This is a genomic window from Clostridioides sp. ES-S-0006-03 (genome assembly GCF_020662275.1).
Taxonomy (GTDB): Bacteria; Bacillota; Clostridia; order Peptostreptococcales; family Peptostreptococcaceae; genus Clostridioides.
This window is the reverse complement of record NZ_JADGMM010000005.1, coordinates 242,287-266,276: the sequence shown is the minus strand read 5'-3', so window position 1 is coordinate 266,276 and position 23,990 is coordinate 242,287. Positions and strand designations below refer to the sequence as shown.

Here is a 23,990-nt window from a genome sequence, read left to right as displayed (position 1 = left end):
ATATTTAATAGTCATTATCATATTAGCAATAAAAAAAAGCAAAACCCTAGGATTTTGCCTTTAATTATTTAATATATTATTTATTTTTATGCTCTGGTTTTGGTAAAAGAACTTTTCTAGATAAGTTAACTCTTCCTTTTTCATCTATTTCTGTAACTTTAACTTCAACTTCATCTCCTATATTTAACACATCTTCAACCTTAGCAACTCTTTCATGAGCTATATGAGATATATGAAGTAATCCTTCTTTTCCTGGAAGTATTTCAATAAATGCTCCAAAATTCATTATTCTACTTACTTTACCTTTATAAGTTTTTCCTACTTCTGGTTCAATAACTATATTATTTATAAGTTCTTGAGCTCTATTAATCATATCAATTTCAATACCTGATATGAATACTTCTCCAGTTTGTTCAATATCTATCTTAACTCCAGTTTCATCTATTATCTTAGTTATTATTTTTCCACCAGGTCCTATTACATCTTTTATTTTGTCAGGATTTATTTGCATTTTAACAATCTTAGGTGCATATGGTGAAAGCTCTGGTTTTGGTTGAGATATAGTTTTTCTCATTTCTCCTAGTATATGGATTCTACCTTCCTTAGCTTGTTTTAAAGCACGTTGTAGAACTTCTTTATCTATACCATCTATTTTTATATCCATTTGTATCGCAGTTATACCATGCTCTGTTCCAGCCACTTTAAAGTCCATGTCTCCTAAGTGGTCTTCCATACCTTGTATATCTGAAAGCACTGCTACTTTACCATCATGCTTTATAAGTCCCATTGCTATACCTGCAACCATGTCTCTTATAGGTACACCTGCATCAAGCAGAGATAATGTTGAGCCACATACACTCGCTTGAGATGTAGAACCATTTGAACTCAATACTTCAGAAACTAATCTAATAGCATAAGGGAAGTCTTCTTGAGATGGTATCACTGGTAGTAAAGCTCTCTCAGCTAAAGCACCATGCCCTATTTCTCTTCTACCTGGACCTCTTGATGGTCTAGCTTCTCCAACACTATATGATGGGAAATTGTAGTGATGCATATATCTCTTGTTTTCTTCTTCATCTAATCCATCTAACTTTTGAACATCTCCTAAAGCACCTAAAGTAGCTACATTAAGTACTTGAGTTTGTCCTCTAGTAAATATAGCTGAACCATGAGCTCTAGGTATCATACCAGTTTCACACCATATAGGTCTGATTTCTTCTAATTTTCTATTATCTGGTCTTACATTTTCATGCACTATAAGTTTTCTTACTTCTTCTTTTATTATATCTTGTAATACTTCCTCTATATCACCAATAAGTTCTTCAAAATTTTCAATAGTTTCTTCAAAATGAGCTAGAGTTTCTTCTTTAACTCTATCCATCTTTTCCATTCTTTCTAGTTTTTCAAAAGTTTGAACTGCGTCCTTCATCTTAGCAGTTGCAAATTCACGAACCAATTGAGTTATTTCTTCTCCTGCATGGTATAATTCAACAACAATTTTTTCTTTTCCAACTTCTGCAACTATACCATCTATAAATTCAACCACTTTTTTTATTTCTTGATGAGCGAATAAAATAGCATCAAGCATTATATCATCTGGAACTTCATCTGCTCCAGCTTCAACCATCATTATTGCTTCTTTTGTACCTGAAACAACTAGATGCATTGAACTTTTCTCTCTTTGCTCTGCATTTGGATTTACAACAAATGCACCATCTACAAGACCAATACATACTGAACCTGTTGGACCATTAAATGGTATATCTGATATAGAAAGTGCTATAGATGAACCTATCATTGCTACTATATCTGGTGTGCAATCTTGATCTACTGATAAAACTGTTGCAACTACCTGAACATCATTTCTAAATCCTTTTGGAAATAATGGTCTTATTGGTCTATCTATCAATCTTGATGTAAGTATCGCTTTTTCTGAAGGCTTACCTTCTCTCTTTAAAAAACCTCCAGGTATTTTACCTACAGAGTATAATTTTTCTTCATAATCTACACTTAAAGGGAAAAAGTCTATTCCGTCTCTAGGCTTAGCTGACTTAGTTGTATTTACCATTACCATACTGTCGCTGTATCTAACTATACAGCTACCGTTAGTCATTTCACAAATTTTTCCTATTTCTACAGAAAGTTCTCTCCCTGCGAAATCCATTTTAAATATTTTATGTTCAAACATTAATGCTTGTCCTCCTCTTATTAAAAACACGTATATCACTCTATTTACTATATTATCAAAAATACTATAAATTAACAATATAAAAATTATCTTTGCCTATATATGCAAGAAGCTTATATTCCTGCTAATTAGAACAACTTATAGCTAATATATCTGGCCCTGTATGAGAGCAAATAGAAACTCCACCTCTAGTAAACAAGACTCTTCTTGCTTTTATTCTTTTATTTACTTCTTCTTTTAATATTTCACAATCATGTAGATTATCTCCACAGCCTATTGTTACTATTTTCCCTTCTAAAGACCCTTCATTCATTTCTAAAATTATATCTACTAGTTTACTTGCTATATTTTTTACTCCTCTGACCTTGTTTACCAACTTAGCTTCCCCATTATCAAAGAAAAATATAGGTTTTATATTCAACATATTTCCTATTAAAGCAGTTGCTACTGGAACCCTTCCACTTTGTTTTAAGAAATCAAGGGTATATGGAGCAAAAAGTAATCTTATACTGCTACGAATGTTTTCTAACTCATTTATTATTTCTTCAAACCCCAAACCTTCTTCAACAAGTTCACAGGCTTTTATAACATATTGCCCACTACCAAGTGATAAGTTTCGAGTATCAAATATATGTATTTTTTCTTTTTCATTCATATCATTCTTAGCTATTACAGCACTTTGAAAAGTTCCTGAGGCATTTGATGCACCTGTTAAACAGATTATATGATATCCCTCTTCTATAAACTTATCAAATACTTCTTTAAACTCCATATATGTAGCTTGTGAAGTCTTAGGTATTTGTTTTATTTCTTTTACTTTCTTGTAAAACTCTTCTTTATCTATATCCACTCCTTCTATGTATTCTCTATCATTAAAAATAACTGTAAGTGGAACTATTTCTATATAATCTTTCTTTGATATTTCATCTGGAATATCGCACAAACTATCACATACTAACTTTATTTTCAAAATAATTTCCTCCTTATTCTAACTAAATATTATAGTATAAAGTTTCTATATTTATCTTGTCTTTCCTTTTTAATTGCTTATGTATTTATATATTACCTTATATTCTTACCCAATATTATTCATTTTATAATTTTTTATAATGTATAAATTACTTTTATTATTAACTATTTTACTCTATAATAAATTAACTATAAAAAAGCAGGTATACACTATACCTGCTTTTTTATAAAGAATGAAATTACTTTCTTAATCCTAATTTAGCTATTAATGCTCTATATCCTTCAAGATCTTTTTCTTTTAAGTAAGCTAATAAGTTTCTTCTTCTACCAACCATTTTTAATAGTCCTCTTCTTGAATGGTGGTCTTTCTTATGAGTTTTTAAATGTCCATTTAGATCATTTATTCTAGCTGTTAATAAAGCTATTTGTACTTCTGGAGAACCAGTATCTCCTTCAACTCTTCCATATTCTTTGATTATTTCTGTTTTGTTTATCATTTAGATTACCTCCGTATTTTTTTAGAAACGCCTATTACTAAGCATTGATTGGAGTATTCAAAAGCTGAGTAATGGTTATTTTCCTTAATCATTTTATCATACATTACCTGTTTTTGCAAACATAGTTTTCATATACATAGTTTATGTCATTAGACAATTGATTTTTTAAGTCATCTATTGAATTAAATTTTCTCTCATCCCTTATTCTTTCCAAAAATTCAACAATTATATTTTCACCATAAATATCTCTGTCAAATTCTAAAATGTTTGTTTCAATAGACAAAGATTTTCCATTAACCGTTGGGTTGTAACCTACATTTGTAGCACCAAAATAAACCTCATCTCCAATATGTACAATAGAAGCATAGATACCTCTCTTTGGAATGAGCATATTATTCTTAAGGTCAATATTTGCTGTTGGGAATCCAATAGTTCTTCCAAGGTGTTTAGAATGTATAACACAGCCTTCTAACTTGTAATTACGACCTAAATACTCTTTGACATTGGTCATATCACCTTGGGATACTAAACTTCTAATATAAGTACTACTCACTCTTACATCATTTATTTTGATTGGTTTTATTACTTCCACCTCAAAACCAAATTCATCTTCTAAGCTTTTTAATAGATTGACATTACCTTCCTTCGCTCTGGCAAACGTAAAGTCATGTCCAATTACTATTTTTTTAGCTTTTAATTTTTTTACTAGTATCTCCTCTACAAAATCCTTTGCAGGTATTTTGGTCATATACTCATCAAATGGTATGATTACAACTATATCTATTCCCAATTCTTCCAATAATCTTATTTTGTCCTCATTGCTTATAATATTTTTTGTTGAGTTTGGTCTAAAGTAGTTTACAGGATGATTTGCAAATGTAAATACAATACTCTGTATATTTTCTTTTTTTGCATATTCAACTGCTTTTTTTATAAGAACTTGATGTCCTTTGTGTATGCCATCAAAATTCCCTATGGTAATGACACTTTCTTTTATGTTTGCTATTTCTGCTATAGATTTTATAATCACCATAATAAATTTTCCCCGCTAAAATTATAATTTACTCTTAACTTATTCACAAACTATTATAGCATAAGTAAAAGAGATAGACTATAGAAGTTATTATAGTACTATCTCTTTTGGTGTTTTTTCAAATACATTGATTATACAAACATCTTATCACTTTTAACACTTATTGTATTATTATGTTTTGATAATTTTCCTAATCCTAAGAAGTTATCTTTACTGTATACTCTTACAAATTCATCATCTTTACTGAGATTGTTCTTTAAAAATCTCTTATCATCTATTGAACCACCATTACTATAATATTTTATAGCATTAGGGTTTAATACAATATAATTAAACGAATCCAATACATAATCTATATCATATAAATGTTTATCCAGAGTTTCATTTGCATAAAATAATTCTAATTCTTCCAGCGTTATCGAATTTTCCAAGTTAAATTTGCCAGAAGATGTTCTATTTAAAAACGACATATGTCCTCCACACCCTAGATATTCTCCTATATCATGGCAAATGCTTCTCACATAAGTCCCTTTAGAACATTCAACATAAAACATTACTTTATTACCTTTTATACTAAGGATTTTTATATCTTTTATGTTTATTCTTCTAGTTTTTAAAGTAATCTCAGAGCCTCTACCACTTCTTACTAAATCACACATTCTCTTTCCATTTACTTTTAAAGCTGAGTAAATTGGAGGAAGTTGATCTATTTCACCTTTTTGCGTATCAAAAGCTCTTTCTATATCTTCATTACTTAACTTAAAATCATCAACTTTTTTTATAATTTCGCCAGATGAATCATAGGTATCTGTACTTATACCTAAAGTAAGTTCACATATATACGATTTATCTTTGTTTAAAATAAGTTCACATACTTTTGTAGCTTTTCCTATACATATTGGTAAAACACCTGATGCATCTGGGTCAAGAGTACCTGTATGCCCAACTTTTTTCATATTTAAAATCTTTCTTACCCTACTTACAACATCATGAGACGTCATACCTGTAGGCTTCAATATATTTATAATCTTATTCATTTTATTGTCACCTTAAATTGATTTTAACACTGCCTCTAATACCATTTTTTTAGCATTATCAATACTATCTTTGATAGTGCATCCAGCAGCTCTTATGTGACCACCGCCACCAAATACCTTAGCTATTTCACTTACATCAACATAATTTTTTGACCTAAAACTCACTTTAATTTCATCTTGTTTTTTTTCTTTAAATAAAATTCCAACTTCAATATCCTTTATATCTCTAGTATATGTTGTTATACCATCAACATCATTGAAACTCATGTTATTCCTATTCATCATATCCTGAGTTAAAATTATACTAGATACCTTTGAATCAAATATCTCCAAAGATTTCAAAGCTTCACCTAATAATTTGTAATAATCAGAAGAATTACTTTGATATATATTTTGTATTATAGTATTTTTTTCTGCACCCAAAATAAGTAAATCCTTTGCCATTTCAAAACTACTTGCATGCACATTTGAATAGGAAAAATTTCCGGTATCAGTTACAAGACCTGTGTATAAACATGTTGCTATGTCTTTATTTATAATCTTAATATCTTTTATTTCTTGAAATCTAACCAATAAATTATACACTAGTTCACAAGTAGAAGATGCATCAATATCTACATAGTTTAAGTCTCCATATGAATCATTACTTGCATGATGGTCAATACAGATTACTTTTGATGCATTATTTTTGATTTCATCACTTACACATATTCTCATCTTATCTCCACAGTCAAGTGCAATTAGAGAATACTTATTTATATCAAATTCATGAGACTTATAAATTTCTATACCTTCAACTAAAAACTTTAAATTCAATGGAGCTTCATCATCAAGTACATAATATACATTTTTCCCTAAATTTTTTAGTGTATAATACATTGAAAGTGTGGAACCAATATTATCTCCATCTGGACTAATATGAGAGGTAACTATAAAATAGTCACCTTCATATATATAATTTATAATACTATCAATATTATTCATCATAATTTTCATCCTCATTTTTTTGAGTATTTTTTTCATTTACTCTCTTTATAAGGCTATCCATATACATTCCTTTTTCTATTGAATCATCAAGTTTAAATATTATCTCAGGAATATATCTAAGCTTTATATTTTTTCCTACTTCTCTTCTTATATACCCTCCAGCACTCTTAAGTCCTGCTAATGTGGATTCTTCATCTCCACCTAGAATACTTACATATACATAAGCATATCTTAGGTCATTTGTAACTTCTACATCAGTTACACTTACCAAAGATGTTATTCTAGGGTCTTTTACTCCATTTATAAGCATAGTGCTTACTACTTTTCTTATTTCTTCTGCAATTCTTCTTGTTCTATTATATGATGCCATACCATCGACCTTCTTTACTAACTGATTTTCTTTGATACGAATTTATAATTTTCTTTCTACTTCTTTAGTTATATAAGCTTCTACTATGTCGCCTTCTTTTATGTCATTATAATTTACAAAACTCATACCACATTCGTATCCAGAATTAACTTCTTTTACATCATCTTTAAATCTCTTAAGTGCTGCCAGTTCACCTTCATGTATTATTATACTATCTCTAACTAATCTTATTTTACAGTTTCTAAATATTTTACCATTAGTTACATAACATCCAGCTACTGTTCCAATACCAGATATTTTATATATTTCTCTTATTTCAGCTTTTCCTGTTTCTTCATCAACATATTCAGGGTCTAACATACCAGTCATAGCAGCTTGTATATCTTCTATAGCCTTGTATATTATAGTATATGTTCTTATATCAACATTTTCCTTCTCTCCTAGAGATTCTGCACCTGGAACTGGTCTTACATTGAATCCTATTATTATTGCATTAGAGGCTGCTGCAAGTAATATATCTGATTCTGTTACAGCTCCAACACCTCCATGTATTACTTTAACCTGTACTTCTTCATTTGATAATTTTTCTAAAGATTGTTTAACTGCTTGTACTGAACCTTGTACATCTGCTTTTATAACTATGTTAAGGTCTTTTATAGCACCTTCACTCATTTGACTAAATAAAGCATCTAGTGATAATCTTTGAGTTGATTTTAACATCTCATCTCTAAATAATTGTTGTCTTCTTGCTGCTACACTTCTAGCAATTTTATCTGTTGGAACCTCAACAAATTGGTCTCCACCTTGTGGAACTTCTGATAGCCCTAATATTTCCACTGCTGTAGATGGACCTGCTGTTTTTACTCTTTTTCCTTTTGCATTTATCATTGCTCTAACTTTACCACATGCAACACCTGCAACAATTGGATCACCTACTGTTAGAGTACCACCCTGAACAAGTACTGTTGCAACTGGACCTCTTCCCTTATCAAGCTCAGCTTCTATAACAGTTCCTACTGCTCTTTTATTTGGATTGGCTCTTAATTCTTCTATTTCAGCAACCAACAATACCATTTCTAAAAGTGTATCTATTCCTTCTTTTTTCTTAGCTGATACTGGAACTGCTATTACTTCTCCACCCCAGTCTTCAACTAATAATCCCTGGTCTGCTAATTCTTGTTTAACTTTATCTGGGTTTGCACCTGGTTTATCTATTTTATTTATAGCAACTATTAAAGGTACTCCTGCTGCTTTAACATGGTTTATTGCTTCTACTGTTTGAGGCATTATACCATCATCTGCTGCAACAACTAATATTGCTATATCTGTAACTTGTGCTCCTCTTGCTCTCATTGATGTGAAAGCCTCATGCCCTGGTGTATCTAAAAAGACTATTTTTTGTCCATTAATTTTAACTTCTGAAGCACCTATATGCTGAGTTATTCCTCCAGCTTCACCTGAAATTACATCAGTTTTTCTTATTGCATCTAGTAAAGATGTTTTACCATGGTCAACATGTCCCATAACTGTAACAACTGGTGGTCTAGGTTTTAAATCCTCTTCATTATCTTCTTCAATTTCCATTAAAGCTTCTATTTCTAAAGCTTCTGTATCATCACTTTCTGCTACTGTTAATTCAAATCCATAGTCTTTGGCAGCTAAAGCAGCAATCTCAAAATTTATCTCTTGATTTATTGTTGCCATAGTTCCCATTTTCATAAGCTTCATAATTATTTCTGATGGAGATTTATCTAATTTAGTTGCCAATACTTGTACTGTCAACTGTCCATCTATTTCTATAATATTTCCATTTTCTTGAGATGAATCTTCACTTAACACTTCAAGTGCTAATTCTAACGCTTCACCTTCTAATACTGAATCTTTGTCAGTTACATTAATATCTAATTCAGCTAACTTATTTATAAGCTCTTCATTTGATATATTTAATTTTTCTGCTATTTGGTATACTCTTGTTTTTGACACAAGATCACCCCCTATTTTATTTTAAATTTCTATTAGTTCAATTATCTTTTTAGCAAAATTTTCATCTTTTATTCCTACGACTGCTCTTGGAGATTTTCCTATTGCAAATCCTATTTCATCTTTTGTTGAAAAAAATAGATATGGAATATTTCTAAAAGTTGATTTATCTTTAAAAAGTTTTTTTGTGTTATTTGATGCATCTTCTGCAATTAAAATTAATTTTACTTTTCCTTTTTTTAAGTCAAGCAAAGTTGAATCATCACCAGACACTATTTTCCCTGCACGAGTTGCGAGTCCTAAGAACGAGTGTATCTTTTCTTTATTATTTTTCATATTCTTCTAACTCCATAAGTAGATTATCATAGACTTCATCAGGAACATCAATTTTAAAAGCTTTATTTAATGCTTTGCTTTTTATAGCTTTTTTTAGACATTCAGAGCTTTTGCACACATATGCTCCTCTTCCATTAGCTCTTCCTGTTGGGTCTAAAAATATTTTTCCTTCTTTATTTTTAACTATTCTTATAAGCTCTTTTTTAGAGTCTCTATCTTGACACGCTATGCATTTTCTTTGAGGCACTTTTTTTACTTTTTTCAAAGCCATCCCTCCTTACTCTTCTTCTTTGAAATTATCATCTGAGATATCTAACTCATCTTGATTGATAAATTCAGCTTTAATACCCTCATCTTCTATTTCTTTGGAATTTTCAAGATTTATCATTTCTTGTTCTGCTTGAGATTCGCTCTTAATATCTATCTTCCAGTTTGTCAATTTTGCTGCAAGTCTTGCATTTTGGCCTTCTTTACCTATAGCAAGTGATAGCTGATAATCTGGAACAATAACTAAGGCAGATTTTTCATCTTCATTTATATCTACTTTAACAACTTTTGATGGGCTAAGTGCTGCTGATATAAACTCTGCTGGATTTTCACTATATTTTATTATATCTATTTTTTCATCACCAAGTTCATCCACTATATTTTTTACTCTAAGTCCTTTTGGACCTACACAAGCTCCAATTGGGTCTATTTTTTCATCTATAGATCTTACTGCCATTTTAGTTCTTGACCCAGCTTCTCTTGCTACTGATTTTATTTGAACTATACCCTCATATATTTCAGGAACTTCTTCTTCAAATAATCTCTTTACTAGACCTGGATGACTTCTTGATACAACTATTTGAGGTCCTTTGTTAGTCTTTTTAACTTCAAGTATATAGAATTTTATTTTTTGACCTGCTTTATAATTTTCAAATGGGATTTGTTCACTTTGAGTCATTATCCCTTCTATTCTTCCAAGATTTACATAAACAATATTTTTATTTGCTCTAGCAACCTCTCCTGTAACTATTTCATTTTCTTTTTCTATAAATTCATTATACACTATTTCTCTCTCAGCTTCTCTTATTCTTTGAACAACTACTTGTTTTGCTGTCTGAGCTGCAATTCTCCCAAAGTTTTTAGGTGTAACTTCATGCTCTATAATATCACCCAGTTCATAATTAGGGTTTATTTCTCTAGCATCTGCTAACTCTATTTCTAAGAAAGTATCATACAAGTCTGATTCATCGACAACTACTCTTTGAGAAAACACCTTTATATCGCCTTTGTCTCTATCAAACTCAACTCTAACATTTTGTGCTGAACCAAAGTTTTTTTTGTATGCAGTTAAAAGAGCTTGCTCTATAGTATCTATAAGTATTTCTTTATCTATACCTCTATCAACTACTAATTCATTTAGTGCTTCCATAAATTCATGATTCATTTTTTATTTCCTCCCTATTTAATATACCACTAAAACTTTATTGCTAATCTAACAATAGCAACATCTTTTCTATTAAATTCCATTTCTTCACCATTTATAATGATTTTTATATTATTGTCTTCTGTTAATCCTACAAGTTCACCTTCAAATTGTTTACATCCATTTAATGGTTTATATAATTTTAAATCTACATCTCTACCTTGGTATCTAGCAAAATCTCTGTCTTTTTTTAGTGCTTTATCAAGCCCTGGAGAAGATACTTCTAAGAAATAATTCTCTTTTATAGGGTCTTTTTCGTCTAATATTGGGCTTAGTTCTCTACTAACTAATTCACATTCGTTTAAAGATATTCCTTCTTCTTTATCTATGTATACTCTTAAGTAGTATTCTCCCGCTTCTTTTACATATTCAACATCAACCATTTCAAATCCATGTTCATCCGTTATTTTAGTTACAATTTCTTCAATTGCTACTTCTAAATCTTTTTTCATTAAATTACCTCCTATTCAATTGTAAATGACTATTTTAAATTTATTAAATAATTTTTAAATTAAATGTATTTAATAAATTTAAACTAGTTCTTAATAATATATTTAAAATAAAAGAGTGAGAACAGCTGTCTCACTCTTAGTTTCTGCAAAGTATACTATTTTCTATACTATGATATCATAAAATTCTTTTATTTGCAACTTTTTGAACTAACCTAAAACAGTGACAATTGGTTTTCATCACTCATATTTTCAAGTGAGCCATGATTAGTAAGTGTTTCTATTACTGTTTTTGATACTTTTGCTCTCTTTCTTAAATCTTCTTTTGATATAAACTCACCATTTTTTCTTTCATTTTGAATATTTAAAGCTGCATTTCCTCCAAGACCTTGTATTGCTGCCATTGGTGGAAGTAATGTTTTTTCTCCAACAACTATAAAGTCACTTGCATCCGATTTATATATATCAACTGGTAACAGCCTTATCCCCCTTGCATACATTTCAAGTGCAACTTCTAATACGGTCAACATACCTTTTTCCTTTGTAGTTGCATCATTTCCCAATGCTTCAATCTCATTTATTTTTGATTTTATAGTATCCAAACCTTTAACAATTAAATCTGCATCAAAATCTTCCACCTTTGTAGTAAAGTAAGTTGCATAAAAGGCTTCTGGGTAATGTACTTTACAATATGCAATTCTAAATGAGGTCATAACATAAGCAACAGCATGTGCTTTAGGGAACATATATTTAATCTTTTTACACGAACCTATATACCATTCTGGAACATTATTTTTCTTCATTTCTTCAATATGTTCTGGTTTTAAACCTTTCCCTTTTCTTACACTCTCCATTATTGTAAAACTCATCTTAGGAGGTAAGCCTTTAAATATTAAGTAGTTCATTATGTCATCTCGTGTAGATATAACATCTTTTAATCCCACTATACCTTCTCTAACTAAATCTTGTGCGTTATTTACCCAAACATCTGTACCATGAGAAAGACCAGATATACGTACGAGCTCTGCAAACGTAGTAGGTTTTGTATCAAGGAGCATTTGTCGTACAAACTTAGTTCCAAATTCAGGTACAGCAAGACATCCTATAGGACAATTTATCTCTTCTGGTGTAACTCCTAACGCTTCTGTAGATGTAAATAAAGACATAGTCTCTTCATCATCTAGAGGAATTTCAGTTATATTTATTCCAGTAATATCTTCAAGCATTCTTATGATAGTAGGACCGTCGTGTCCAAGTATATCAAGTTTAAGTATCCTACCACTTATTGAATGATAATCAAAGTGAGTAGTTATAACGCCACAAGAAGTATCATTTGCTGGATATTGTATAGGTGTAAAATCATATACATCTTTATAGTCTGGTATAACCATAACTCCACCAGGATGCTGTCCTGAGGTTCTTTTTACGCCAGTACACCCATTTGAAAGTCTAAGAACCTCCGCATTTGGTACACTTATATTATTTTCTTCTACATATTTTCTTGCATATCCAAAAGCTGTTTTTTCTGCTACTGTACCTATAGTTCCTGCTCTATATACATATCCCTCTCCAAATAATTCTTCGGTGTATTTGTGGATTGTTGGCTGATAATTTCCTGAGAAATTTAGGTCTATATCTGGTTCTTTATCTCCTTCAAAACCTAAGAAAACCTCAAACGGAATGTCATGACCATTTTTAGCAAGTTTTCTTCCACATTTTGGACAATCCTTATCTGGCAAGTCAACACCTGACCCCCATTCACCTATTTCATAAAAAAAGGAATATTTACAATCTTCATTTTCACAAATATAGTGAGCTGGTAGAGGATTAACTTCTGTTATATCACTCATAGTAGCTGCAAATGATGAACCAACAGAACCTCTTGAACCAACCAAATACCCATCTGAAAGAGATTTTGCAACTAGTTTTTGAGCTATAATATACATAACTGCATATCCATTACTTATTATTGAATTTAATTCTCTATCCAATCTCTTTTGAACTATTTCTGGTATTGGCTCTCCATAAATCCGTTTAGCTTTTTCATAGCACATTTCCCTTAATTCTACATCTGAACCTTCTATAATTGGTGGATATGTATCATCTGGTATAGGTTTTATATTTTCAACCATATCAGCAATCAAATTACTATTTTCAACCACAACTTCATATGCTAATTCTTCTCCAAGATAACTAAACTCCTCCAACATTTCATCTGTTGTCCTAAAATGTAAATAAGTCTCTTCTTCATCTACCTTAAATCCTTGAGAATACTTTAGAACTTTTCTTAAAACAGCCTCATGTTTATCTAAAAAATGCACATCTCCAGTAGCTACTGGAATTTTATTAAACCTCTTAGCTGTATCAATTAATTTTCTATTTAATTCTCTCAGCTCTTCTTCATCCTTTACTTCTCCTTTATCAATCATAAACCTATTGTTATCTATAGGCATTACTTCTATATAATCATATAAATCTATTATTTTTTTCATTTCTTCATCAGATACATTTTTCTTTACAGCTTGAAAAACAACCCCTGCTTCACAAGCGGAACCAATTATGAGACCTTCCTTATACTCATTTAAAATACTTCTAAGGATTCTTGGGGCTCTAAAAAAATGATTTACATGTGCATCTGAAATTATTTTATATAAGTTTTTTATACCTATAGAATTTTTTGCTATCAAAGTTATATGATTTGTACTAAGCTTTGTATAATCGATTTTTCCAAGAATATTATTCACATCACTTAAAGTTTTGGCACCTTTTTCTGTAAGCATCTGTAAAAATTTATTAAATATAAGTGCAGTTGCTTCCGCATCATCAACTGCTCTATGGTGGTTTAAAAGAGGTATGCCAAGCTCTTTAGCAACAACATTTAATCTATGTCTTTTTAACTTGGGAAGCATTACTCTGGCTAACATAAGTGTATCTACTTTTTTGTGATTATACATTATCCCCTGTTCTCTACACTTTTGTGATATAAATCCAGTATCAAACTCCGCATTATGTGCAACTAGTACACTATCTCCAACAAACTCCATAAATCTTGGAAGAACTTCTTCAATAGTTGGCTTATCTTTAATCAATTCATTAGTTATTCCTGTTAATTCTTGTATCTTATACGAAATATCTTTTTCAGGATTTATTAATTCACTAAATCTATCTACAATTTTAAAATTTTCTATTTTTACAGCACCAATTTCAGTTATTTTATCATTTGTATTAGAAAATCCAGTAGTCTCTATATCAAATACAACAAACGTCTGAGAAAGTTCTTTATCATTTGCATCTTCTATAATAAGAGAATCATCTTCAACTAAATACCCTTCTACTCCATAAAGTATTTTTATGTTGTTTGCCTTACCAGCATTCATAGCATCTGGGAATCCCTGTACAACACCATGGTCTGTTATAGCAACCGCTGGATGTCCCCATTTTGCTGCACGTTCTACAAGTTTTTTAACAGAACAAATAGCATCCATAGAAGACATCTGAGTATGTGCATGAAGCTCCACCCTTTTTTCTTCTGAAGTATCTTTTCTCTCTGGTCTAGCTTCTTGTCTAATTCCACTAATCATCATACTAATTTCTCTTTGATATGTATCATAAACTATGTCACCTTTAAGTTTTAAATAAGCTCCTTTTTTAACATTTTCAAGTACTCCATCTTTATTGGTATCTGTTAAAAATAGCTTACAACTTATTGAACTAGTATAATCTGTAATTGATGCTATCATAAGTATTTTTCCATTTTTAAGTTCTTTAGTCTCAACATCAAATATATCTCCAACAACTGCAACTGTTCCAGAAGAGGCATTTAAGCCAGATATATTTTCAATCATAGCATTTGCATTATCTCCATAGACTAAATTTTCGTCAACTTCTGATTTAATAACATAGCCTTCTTCTTCATTTTCTTCACACTTATTAATTTGTCCAATTTCCAATGCTCTAATTTTTTCTTCCATTTCTCTATCATTTATTCTTATAAGTCTTTCTACATTTACCTTTTCATCAACAGCTTTTTCAATAGTTATATCTAAATCCAATCCCAATTCTTCACTAAGAACAGTTTTAAGTACATGAACTACATTTTTTTTTATTAATCTCTCATAAAATATACCCTTTGGGAGTTTTATTTTTAATTCTTCATCTAAACAAAGAAATTCAACTTGCTTATACCATCCTGCAATGGATGGACACAGGTACTTTAATATATACAAGATATTATTCCAATATTTTTTTATAACATCTTTGTTAGATTTTCTTTCAAACCCAGTAAATCTTATTTTCATCTTTATATCTTTAAAATAATCAAGCTTATACATCAATTCTTCTCTAAATTTATCTAAAAGTTCATGTGAAACAATATCTTTAGATGTCAGGTAAAAATAAACAATTTTATTTTCTTTAAAATAAACTACTCTACTTATGTAAACTTCTTTAAGTTGCTTTCCAAGACCGCTGTTATTAATTTCTAATTTATCTAAATATTCCTTAACACTTTCCATTTATATCCTCCTTTCCTAACATTATATATATATTATTACCACTTTTTCTCTATTTCTATCTATTACTCATTTATATTTACTTAGAATTAATATTATAGCATAAAAATTTTGCTAATATTAAGATTTATATCTTGTAAATTATATACAAAAAGACTACAGATAATTTAAACAAAATGAAAAACTACCCATAGTCTATATTTTTTACTTATGTATTACTTATATTGTGGTACCTCAAAGACTAAACTACTTCCACCACTATAAAGGCCAATTAAATTTTCCATAATTCCAGAAATTCCATTAGCCCAATTTACATCAGTTGCATATTGGTGCCATGTATAATCATAATTCCACTTCATCTTGTAAATAGTATTTTGATTATACTTAGAACTATTTACATAGTTTTGAGATATCCATTTTGCAGAACCATCTATCGTAGCTTCAATACTAGTCCATCCATTAGAATATGCTGCCTCTGCTCCTGAAACATTGGCACTTTTATCTATTGCTCCTATTCCAAAAAAATTATACACTTTAACTGGTTTGCTAAGAGCTTGGCCTTTATAAGAAGTCAATGTCTGACCTTGTGCAAGTGTAGATTTACCATAAGCAGTTTCCCACATAGCATGAGATACTAGATATACTACATCTATATTATACTTCTTAGCAGCGTTTATAAATGCGGCTCCTTGATTCTTAAATACACTAGAAGATAATCCATTAAGGTATGAATTTAAGCTTGACTCTGATATACCACTTCTATAGCTATTAATTTTTAAGAATTGCATCATACCTTTTGTAGTATTTGTAAAGTTTTTAGGATTTAAATAATATTCTATGTCACTTGAACTAGCATTTACAAATGAACTTGTTCTTTGTGCTGAAAATGTACTAAATTCAGGACTTGGGGTACTTTTTCTATTACCTGGAGCTATTACATTCCCTCCTGCTGTTGCTTTCTCAACTTGTTTACTTACATGAGAAGCTAGTGTATAGTTTAAAGATTTGTAATCAATCTTAGCTCCACTTATATTTGCCATACCATTTACTTGTCCTGACGTTGTAGAATCATTATTTCCATTATTATTGGAATTGTTATTTGAGTTATTATTATTTGTATTATCATCTGATGTATCTGTCGAATCAGCTAGATAATTCCCCACAACAAATGCTTCTTTATTGTTAAAATTAATTTTAGCCCATCCGCTACTTTCTGACATCACAGTTACTTTGCTTCCCTTATAGACTTTTCCTAGTTTACTATACGTAGAACCTGGACCACTTCTTACATTTAAAGAGGCTGTATTTACAAATTTATTAGTATTTTTTTTATCAGTATCTTGGCTAGAATCATTTGTATCACTCTGACCTGTATCTGATAAATACATACTAGATACATATCCATCTTTTCCATTATACTTTATTTTTGACCATCCATTAGATTCTGATATTACTTCTACCTTACTTCCTTTTTGTAACTTACCTAATACACCATAGCTTGTATTTGGGCCACTTCTTACATTTAGTGAAGTTGTATTTACCTGCTTAGTTTTTGATTTATTAGTTGAACTTGATACATCTCCTAGATAAGAACTCGATACATAACCTAGTCTTCCATCATATTTGATTTTTGACCAGCCATTGCTTTCTGATATTACTTCTACTTTTTGTCCCTTTTTTAATACAGTTATAACTCTATAGCTTGTTCCTGCTCCATTTCTCATATTTAAACTATTTGAGGTAACCTGTTTTTCTTTATTTGTAGATGTTCTTAAAAAGTCACCATTAGATTTTGCTATATATTTTGATGAAGCCCAACCTTCTTGTCCAGATTCAGCTTTTATTTTATACCATCCATTAGAAGAGTCTTTTATTAAAACTTTATCATCTTTTTTAGCAACAAAAGATATACTACTTTCGGCAGTTGGTTCATTTCTTACATTTAAATAATTTATAGTCACTATACCTATTTCTCCATCAGCATGTGCATTTACCATAGTTAATGGCAATACAGCTAATGTTGCTAAAGCTGCTTTTTTCTTCACTTACTTCCCCCGCCCTTCTTTTAACACTAAAACAATTTTAATATAATTATACGACAACTTATGATTTTAGTAAATATTGTCTATTTATATTATGTATACATTTTATTTATACTTTCTTTATTTTCATTTCTGATTTTAATTTATCTATTTATATATTGAAAAATATAAACTCTTTTAGCTCATATAATTTTATTTATGCCCACTCTTTAAATTGATTTGTAAAACATTAAGAAGATACTCAGAATCTAATAAAGTAACATAAACTTTATAATATGTAGTACAATCTATATATAATAATTTTGGAGGTGTAAACTATGGATGCAAATAACCTAAAAGACTTAATATCTAATCATAATAATATAGTATTTTTTGGTGGAGCAGGTGTTTCAACTGAATCTAATATACCAGATTTCAGAAGCTCTACTGGACTTTTTAGTCAAAAACTCAATAAACAATTTACTGCTGAGCAATTAGTTTCACATACTTTTTTTGTTAAATATCCAGAAGAGTTCTTTGAATTCTACAAAGATAAACTGATATATCCTAATGCAAGACCTAATAATGCCCATATAGCTTTGGCAAAGCTAGAAGAAATGGGGAAACTTAAAGCTGTTATAACTCAAAATATTGATGGACTTCATCAAATGGCTGGAAGTAAGAATGTTTTAGAACTTCATGGTTCTGTACATAGAAATTACTGTACTAACTGTGGTAAATTTTTTGATTTAGAAGCTATGCTAAATCTAGGAGGTAATATTCCTCATTGTGATGATTGTGGCTCTATAGTAAAACCTGATGTAGTGCTTTATGAAGAAGCTCTTGATGGTGATGTTATTGCTAGGACAATTTCTGCTATAAGTAATGCTGATTTACTGATTATAGGAGGTACATCATTGGCTGTATATCCAGCAGCTAGTTTTATAGATTATTACAAAGGTAAATATATTGCTCTTATTAATAAGGCAAACACAGTTTATGATAAATCTGCATCTCTTGTAATTAATAGACCTATTGGAGAAGTCCTATATGAAGCTGTATTAAGACAAATATAGATTTATTTCAATATTTTTATTATATATATGAGTTTTTATGTTGAATTTAAAGTTTCTTTTTATTATTATTTTTGTTATAGTATTTTAGTATAAATATATAATTTGAAAGGAGCTTTTTATGAAACTAAAAACTATATCTTTACCAGAACTTAATAATTTAGACCCAACACTGGAGTCTACATTTATCAAAATGGGTGAAGAGCAAGGCGAACTAGCTGAATGTATAGGCAAATTCAGAAATCTAAGTGGAGAAAATAATGACTTAGATGAAGTTGATATTATAAAGAAAACTGCTAAAGAATTGATGGACGTGGCTCAAACATGTGTAACTATGATGTTTAAACTAGAAGAACAATATGGTATTAATCTTGATGAAATACGCAAAGAACATATAAAAAAACTAGAAAAAAGAGGCTACATAAAAAACATAGATAAGTAAACATTCTATCTCTAAATATTTATTAAAATAAATTTAAAGTCTGAAATGTTTAATTTCTATGTAAATTTGCTATTAAATGGTATCTCAAAATGATTTTTTAAATTGTAATTGAGATACCACTTTTTATTTTATTTGTATATATTATTTGATATTTTCATAAACAATTAAATTTTATCCAGTATAATGAGTTTTTTGTCAGCAAAATTTTATTTTTAACTTCTATATTGTTCTCTCTTATTTTCATAAATTTTACTATATTCTTCTATCGCTTCATCCCATGCTTCTATATCTGTTATCCCTTTTTCAATTGCTAATAAATGAACTATCTCAGCTAACTTTGATGCTGATTCTATTATTCCCATTTGTTACACCCTCTCTATTGTCAAATACTTACAAAAACTGTTAATTAGTTCTAATATTTGTTATTATTATTCCCAAAAACTTTAATAAATAAAAATATTTTTATTTTTTGACACGATTCTAATATGGCCACTATGACTACGAAATTTAAAAACTTTTATCTTTTTAAATTTTCTATATAAAATCTTAACTTTATTAAATTTTTTATATATTAAATTGACAGAGGATGAATATATTTATATAGGTACATATTAATTTATTATAGGAGAGAATGCTCTATGTTTAAAATTTTTCTTTTTTCTAGTGAACAGTTTGTAAGTCTTTTTATATTCGGATTATTTCTATATCATTGTCCAAAGCTAACAAAAAATATTTTACCCTATAGTTACACAGTTGAAAAAATACTTTGTACCTTAATGGTAATAGTCGTTGCTTTAGAACAAATTTTAATTATTTCTTCAGGGAATTATAGCACCTTGAATTCCTTACCAATTGGAATTAGCCATATTTGTATCTACATATGTATAGCTATATTAGTTTTTAAACAGTATCATTTTTTTAACATATTTTTTTCTTGGAGTTTAGTTTGTTCTGTTGGAGAACTTATTTTTTCTAAAAACTTAGGATACGAATTTCCTAGCTTTATATATTTTCTATTTATCTTCTCTAAATGTTTGATAATATATGCAAATATTTATATGGTTGATGTAAGAAAATTTAAAGTTAACAGACATGCATTTAGAGATAATTTTGGAATTTGTCTTATTTATTTTTCATTTATATTTTTACTAAATACATTTACTGATTCACAATATTACTATAGCTTTTTAAGTTACAATACAACTACCATTTTCATATTTATTTTTGCTACTAGCATTGTGTACATACTTCCTCTTTTATCCAATATAGATACCTTTATCCTTGAAAAAAAGAAAAAGAGTAAATAATTTGTTTAAATTTATAAATAAAGCCACTTAGATATTTTTTAAGTTTTAAAAATATCCAAGTGGCTTTACACATTAAACTATAGTTTTTGTAATATATAATTTTATACCTCTGCTAAATAATACAATGTCCTAACAGGCTCTCCTGTCGCTCCTTTTGATTTATATCCCTTTGATTTTGATGATGTACTTGTACCTGCTATATCCATATGTATCCATGGAGTACTGCCAACAAATTCTCCAATAAAGGCTCCTGCTGTTATGCATCCAGCATTTTTACCTCCAGTATTTTTAAGGTCTGCTTCTTCTCCCTTTACCATATTTTTAAACTCATCATAAAGAGGCATCTTCCAAACTCTTTCTCCAGATAAAGTAGATGCTTTTTCCAATTCACAATAAAAATCATCATTATTTGTTACTACAGGAGTTGCAACATTACCTAATAATGTTAAAGCTGCACCAGTCAATGTTGCTACATCAACAACTTTTGTTACTTTTTCATTATTAATAATGTAATATATTGCATCGGCTAATGTAAGTCTACCTTCTGCATCTGTATTTAAAACTTCGATAGTTTTTCTTGCCATAGAGTTAATTATATCTCCTGGCTTATATGAACCTCCCGATAAAGCATTTTCACATGCAGCTACTACTGCTATAACATTTTTCTTTAATTTACTCTGAGATATGGCACACATAGCTCCTATTACACTTGCAGCTCCAGCCATGTCTGTTTTCATATCTAGCATAGATGCATTTGATTTTAAAGAATATCCACCAGTATCATAAGTCAATCCTTTGCCCACTAGACCTAGTATATCTGAATTCTCTTCATCTCCAAAATATCTCATTACTATAAATCTTGGTTTATTAACTGAACCTCTTGATACAGCAAAAAAAGCTTCCATACCCAATGCTTTTATTTTTTCTTCTTCATAAATCTCAACATTAAATCCATACTCTGCCCCAAGTCTAACTGCCTCTATTGCCAATGTCTTTGGGTATATTATATTTGATGGTTCGTTAACTAGATTTCTAGCTATTATAGTTGAATTAGATAGTATTCTAGCTTTTTCTATTTGACAATCTGCTTCTTTTTCAGTGAATATAATTATATTCTCTATTTCTCTTTCTTCAAATTCTTTACTTTTTGTCTTATATTTATCAAATTTATAGTTTCCAAGCAATATTCCTTCTGAAAAAGCACCTATCTCTTCTATATCTAAATTAATATTTATTATGTTAATATCATTATTTTTACATACTTTATTTCTCAATATACTTTTTATTTTTTTACATAAATTGCCCCCTATGATTCTAAGTTTTTCCTTATCTAAAGATTCTTTCTTACCAAGACCAACTAGACAAATATCTATTAGATTTTCATTTTCGAGCAATGTCACAATCTCTATGTTATTTTCTTTAGCACTGAAGTTTTTACTTACAATATTTAATTTATCAAACATTGTAGAAACATTCTCATCTTCAAACACAGTAACTACAGTTATAGCATCATCCAAGCTTTTTAATATTTCTTTAGAACATTTTATCTGCATATCAAATTCTCCTTTTTAAAATAATTGCTCAATTATATTTCTAGAGTCTTCCAAAGAATCAAATAATTTATCTTTGTTTTTTACATCTAAACAGTTCATTTTATCACTTATTATAGATATAAATTTTAATATTTCATCATCTAGTATTTTTTCTCCACTTTCAGTTATTCCATAAAAAGTATTTCGTCTATCTCTACTATCTTCTTCTCTATATACATAGTCTTGCTCAACTAGCTTATTAAGCAATATACACAAACTAGAAGTAGATACATGTAAGTCTCTACTTAAATTTTTAAGTTCCATTTTATTATGCTTTCTTATACTTACTAAAGCAAAAAATTGCCTTTCTGTAAGTACTTTACCTTTTTTATATCTTTCATTATTAATAATCTTTATTAAATTATGAAAGTTATTCATACTTTCCAACAACAAAATAGATAACTCTTTATCACTCATAAAATTCACCTCAAAATTAATAATTGGGACTCCCTCTTATCCCCCCAATATGTTTATATATCTCTAATATAATACTTCTTTTCTTTTTATAATTATACTATAGATAAACTTTATTATCCATTTAAATTGTTTTAAACTAAAATATTATTAGGTATAAAGTAAAAAACATTTAAATTACATTATAAAATAGTGAGACTTATATCAATCTCACTATTTTCCTTAAGGATATATTTTATTTTCAAAAGTATTCTAATCTTATACTACATATTATTCTTGTCTGTATTTTTATTATTTTGAGATATATTCTGAATTTTTTCTAATACTCTAGGAGTTATAGACAAGATATTATCTACTAGATTAATATTACTATCTAAACTCATTATTCTAGTTTCTCCACTTTCAACTACTACAAATGCTACTGGTTGTACAGATATAGCTCCTGCACTACCTCCTGCAAAATTTGTATCTGCTTTTTCACTTTTTATTTCAATATTTTTATCTTTCTCATCATATCCTTTTGAATATTCTCCTCCACCTATACCAAATCCAATTGTTACTTTTGATATAGGAACAACTACTGTAGTATCTGTTTTTATAGGGTCTCCTATAATAGTATTTGCATCTATAGAACCTTTAATAGTTTCAAGAGTTGTTTCCATAAGACTTTGTATCGAACCTGTTGCTCTCATTACTATCACCTCCCTTATAATTTCCTTTATTTTTATTCATAACCTTATTAACCATTATTATAAAATGAAATAAATCTTTTATTCTTGACCTTATATGTATCCTTACATTTCCCAAAAAGTAATCTTTTGTAAAATTTGGATTTACATTTAGATATATTTTTTCTGCATCAATTATATTAAATAAATTTCCATATAGAGTATTTATTAATACATACACAGAAGATGTCAAACTTACATTTTTAGTTCCAAAATCAATGTTTGAATAAAATTCATGTATTTTTATCTTTTTTAATAGTCTATAAATACTTAAAAGGTCATCAGCTAATAATATACTAGAGTCTATATTATTCTTCATCCCCTCTTTTTTATCATTATTGTTACTATTTTCAGCTGGATATAGTTGTCTATTTATATTTATTAAATCAAACATGTATTTTATATTAAGTTTTAAACAAACATCTTTATTGTTTATATCTGCTATTAATAAGATATTTATATGAGACATTAAAAACAATACAATTATACTTATTATAAAAATTATTGCTATTATTAAGTATTTAAAATTAAGTAATTCATTAATCTCCATGTCTATATTATCATCAAAAAATTACTATTTATACT

Annotated in this window: 21 protein-coding genes; 2 read left to right on the top strand and 19 right to left on the bottom strand. The window is 29.1% G+C overall.

Features of this window, described 5'->3' with window-relative positions:
• Positions 1–76: 76 nt before the first annotated feature.
• The 14 genes from pnp to IR151_RS09160 form a co-directional block, all read right to left on the bottom strand.
• Positions 77–2,188 (bottom strand): polyribonucleotide nucleotidyltransferase, encoded by a 2,112-nt coding sequence (pnp, locus tag IR151_RS09225; RefSeq protein ID WP_227434227.1) that lies wholly within the window; start codon positions 2,186–2,188, stop codon positions 77–79.
• Between the two features lie 124 nt (positions 2,189–2,312).
• Positions 2,313–3,158, bottom strand: coding sequence for a DegV family protein (locus IR151_RS09220; protein WP_227434226.1), 846 nt, complete (start codon positions 3,156–3,158; stop codon positions 2,313–2,315).
• A 238-nt stretch (positions 3,159–3,396) separates the two neighbouring features.
• The gene (gene rpsO / locus IR151_RS09215) at positions 3,397–3,654 is read right to left on the bottom strand and encodes a 30S ribosomal protein S15 (protein ID WP_227434225.1); all 258 of its coding nucleotides are present in this window, start codon (positions 3,652–3,654) and stop codon (positions 3,397–3,399) included.
• 103 nt (positions 3,655–3,757) lie between these two features.
• On the bottom strand, positions 3,758–4,687 hold the full coding sequence (locus tag IR151_RS09210; protein WP_227434224.1) for a bifunctional riboflavin kinase/FAD synthetase: 930 nt from the start codon (positions 4,685–4,687) through the stop codon (positions 3,758–3,760).
• 131 nt (positions 4,688–4,818) lie between these two features.
• A complete protein-coding gene (truB, locus tag IR151_RS09205; protein WP_227434223.1) occupies positions 4,819–5,724 on the bottom strand; it encodes a tRNA pseudouridine(55) synthase TruB in 906 nt (301 codons plus the stop codon).
• Between the two features lie 12 nt (positions 5,725–5,736).
• Positions 5,737–6,708, bottom strand: coding sequence for a DHH family phosphoesterase (locus IR151_RS09200; protein ID WP_227434222.1), 972 nt, complete (start codon positions 6,706–6,708; stop codon positions 5,737–5,739).
• On the bottom strand, positions 6,701–7,081 hold the full coding sequence (gene rbfA / locus IR151_RS09195; RefSeq protein WP_227434221.1) for a 30S ribosome-binding factor RbfA: 381 nt from the start codon (positions 7,079–7,081) through the stop codon (positions 6,701–6,703). The genes IR151_RS09200 and rbfA overlap by 8 nt, the downstream gene beginning before the upstream one ends.
• 42 nt (positions 7,082–7,123) lie before the next feature.
• Complete coding sequence (infB, locus tag IR151_RS09190) at positions 7,124–9,064, bottom strand: translation initiation factor IF-2 (RefSeq protein WP_227434220.1); 1,941 nt, start codon at positions 9,062–9,064, stop codon at positions 7,124–7,126.
• A 21-nt stretch (positions 9,065–9,085) separates the two neighbouring features.
• A complete protein-coding gene (locus tag IR151_RS09185) occupies positions 9,086–9,397 on the bottom strand; it encodes a L7Ae/L30e/S12e/Gadd45 family ribosomal protein (RefSeq protein WP_227434219.1) in 312 nt (103 codons plus the stop codon).
• Positions 9,387–9,668, bottom strand: coding sequence for an RNase P modulator RnpM (rnpM, locus tag IR151_RS09180; RefSeq protein ID WP_227434218.1), 282 nt, complete (start codon positions 9,666–9,668; stop codon positions 9,387–9,389). The genes IR151_RS09185 and rnpM overlap by 11 nt, the downstream gene beginning before the upstream one ends.
• Before the next feature lie 6 nt (positions 9,669–9,674).
• Positions 9,675–10,829: a transcription termination factor NusA gene (nusA, locus tag IR151_RS09175; RefSeq protein ID WP_227434217.1), complete on the bottom strand. Its 1,155-nt coding sequence runs from the start codon at positions 10,827–10,829 to the stop codon at positions 9,675–9,677.
• A 29-nt stretch (positions 10,830–10,858) separates the two neighbouring features.
• Positions 10,859–11,320 (bottom strand): ribosome maturation factor RimP, encoded by a 462-nt coding sequence (gene rimP / locus IR151_RS09170; RefSeq protein ID WP_227434216.1) that lies wholly within the window; start codon positions 11,318–11,320, stop codon positions 10,859–10,861.
• A 212-nt stretch (positions 11,321–11,532) separates the two neighbouring features.
• A complete protein-coding gene (locus tag IR151_RS09165; protein WP_227434215.1) occupies positions 11,533–15,831 on the bottom strand; it encodes a PolC-type DNA polymerase III in 4,299 nt (1,432 codons plus the stop codon).
• Positions 15,832–16,043: 212 nt separating this feature from the next.
• Positions 16,044–17,873: an SH3 domain-containing protein gene (locus IR151_RS09160; RefSeq protein ID WP_227434214.1), complete on the bottom strand. Its 1,830-nt coding sequence runs from the start codon at positions 17,871–17,873 to the stop codon at positions 16,044–16,046.
• 314 nt (positions 17,874–18,187) lie between these two features.
• Here IR151_RS09160 and IR151_RS09155 point away from each other — a divergent pair, with 314 nt between their 5' ends.
• Both IR151_RS09155 and IR151_RS09150 read left to right on the top strand, forming a co-directional pair.
• Entirely contained in the window at positions 18,188–18,925 is a 738-nt protein-coding gene (locus tag IR151_RS09155; protein ID WP_227434213.1) for an NAD-dependent protein deacylase, read from the top strand.
• A gap of 118 nt (positions 18,926–19,043) precedes the next feature.
• Positions 19,044–19,364, top strand: a complete 321-nt coding sequence (locus tag IR151_RS09150) for a MazG-like family protein (protein ID WP_009905401.1) — start codon at positions 19,044–19,046, stop codon at positions 19,362–19,364.
• A 212-nt stretch (positions 19,365–19,576) separates the two neighbouring features.
• Here the strand turns inward: IR151_RS09150 and IR151_RS09145 are convergent, their stop codons facing one another.
• From IR151_RS09145 to IR151_RS09120, 5 genes are all read right to left on the bottom strand, one after another.
• Entirely contained in the window at positions 19,577–19,726 is a 150-nt protein-coding gene (locus IR151_RS09145; protein WP_227434212.1) for a hypothetical protein, read from the bottom strand.
• Between the two features lie 1,046 nt (positions 19,727–20,772).
• Positions 20,773–22,224 carry a leucyl aminopeptidase gene (locus tag IR151_RS09135; protein ID WP_227434210.1) on the bottom strand — a complete coding sequence of 484 codons (1,452 nt, stop codon included), beginning with the start codon at positions 22,222–22,224 and terminating at the stop codon, positions 20,773–20,775.
• 15 nt (positions 22,225–22,239) lie between these two features.
• Positions 22,240–22,680: a MarR family winged helix-turn-helix transcriptional regulator gene (locus tag IR151_RS09130; protein ID WP_227434209.1), complete on the bottom strand. Its 441-nt coding sequence runs from the start codon at positions 22,678–22,680 to the stop codon at positions 22,240–22,242.
• A gap of 260 nt (positions 22,681–22,940) precedes the next feature.
• Complete coding sequence (ytfJ, locus tag IR151_RS09125) at positions 22,941–23,369, bottom strand: GerW family sporulation protein (protein WP_227434208.1); 429 nt, start codon at positions 23,367–23,369, stop codon at positions 22,941–22,943.
• Positions 23,323–23,955, bottom strand: a complete 633-nt coding sequence (locus IR151_RS09120; protein ID WP_227434207.1) for a DUF2953 domain-containing protein — start codon at positions 23,953–23,955, stop codon at positions 23,323–23,325. Before IR151_RS09120 ends, ytfJ begins: the two co-directional genes overlap by 47 nt.
• Positions 23,956–23,990: the final 35 nt, after the last annotated feature.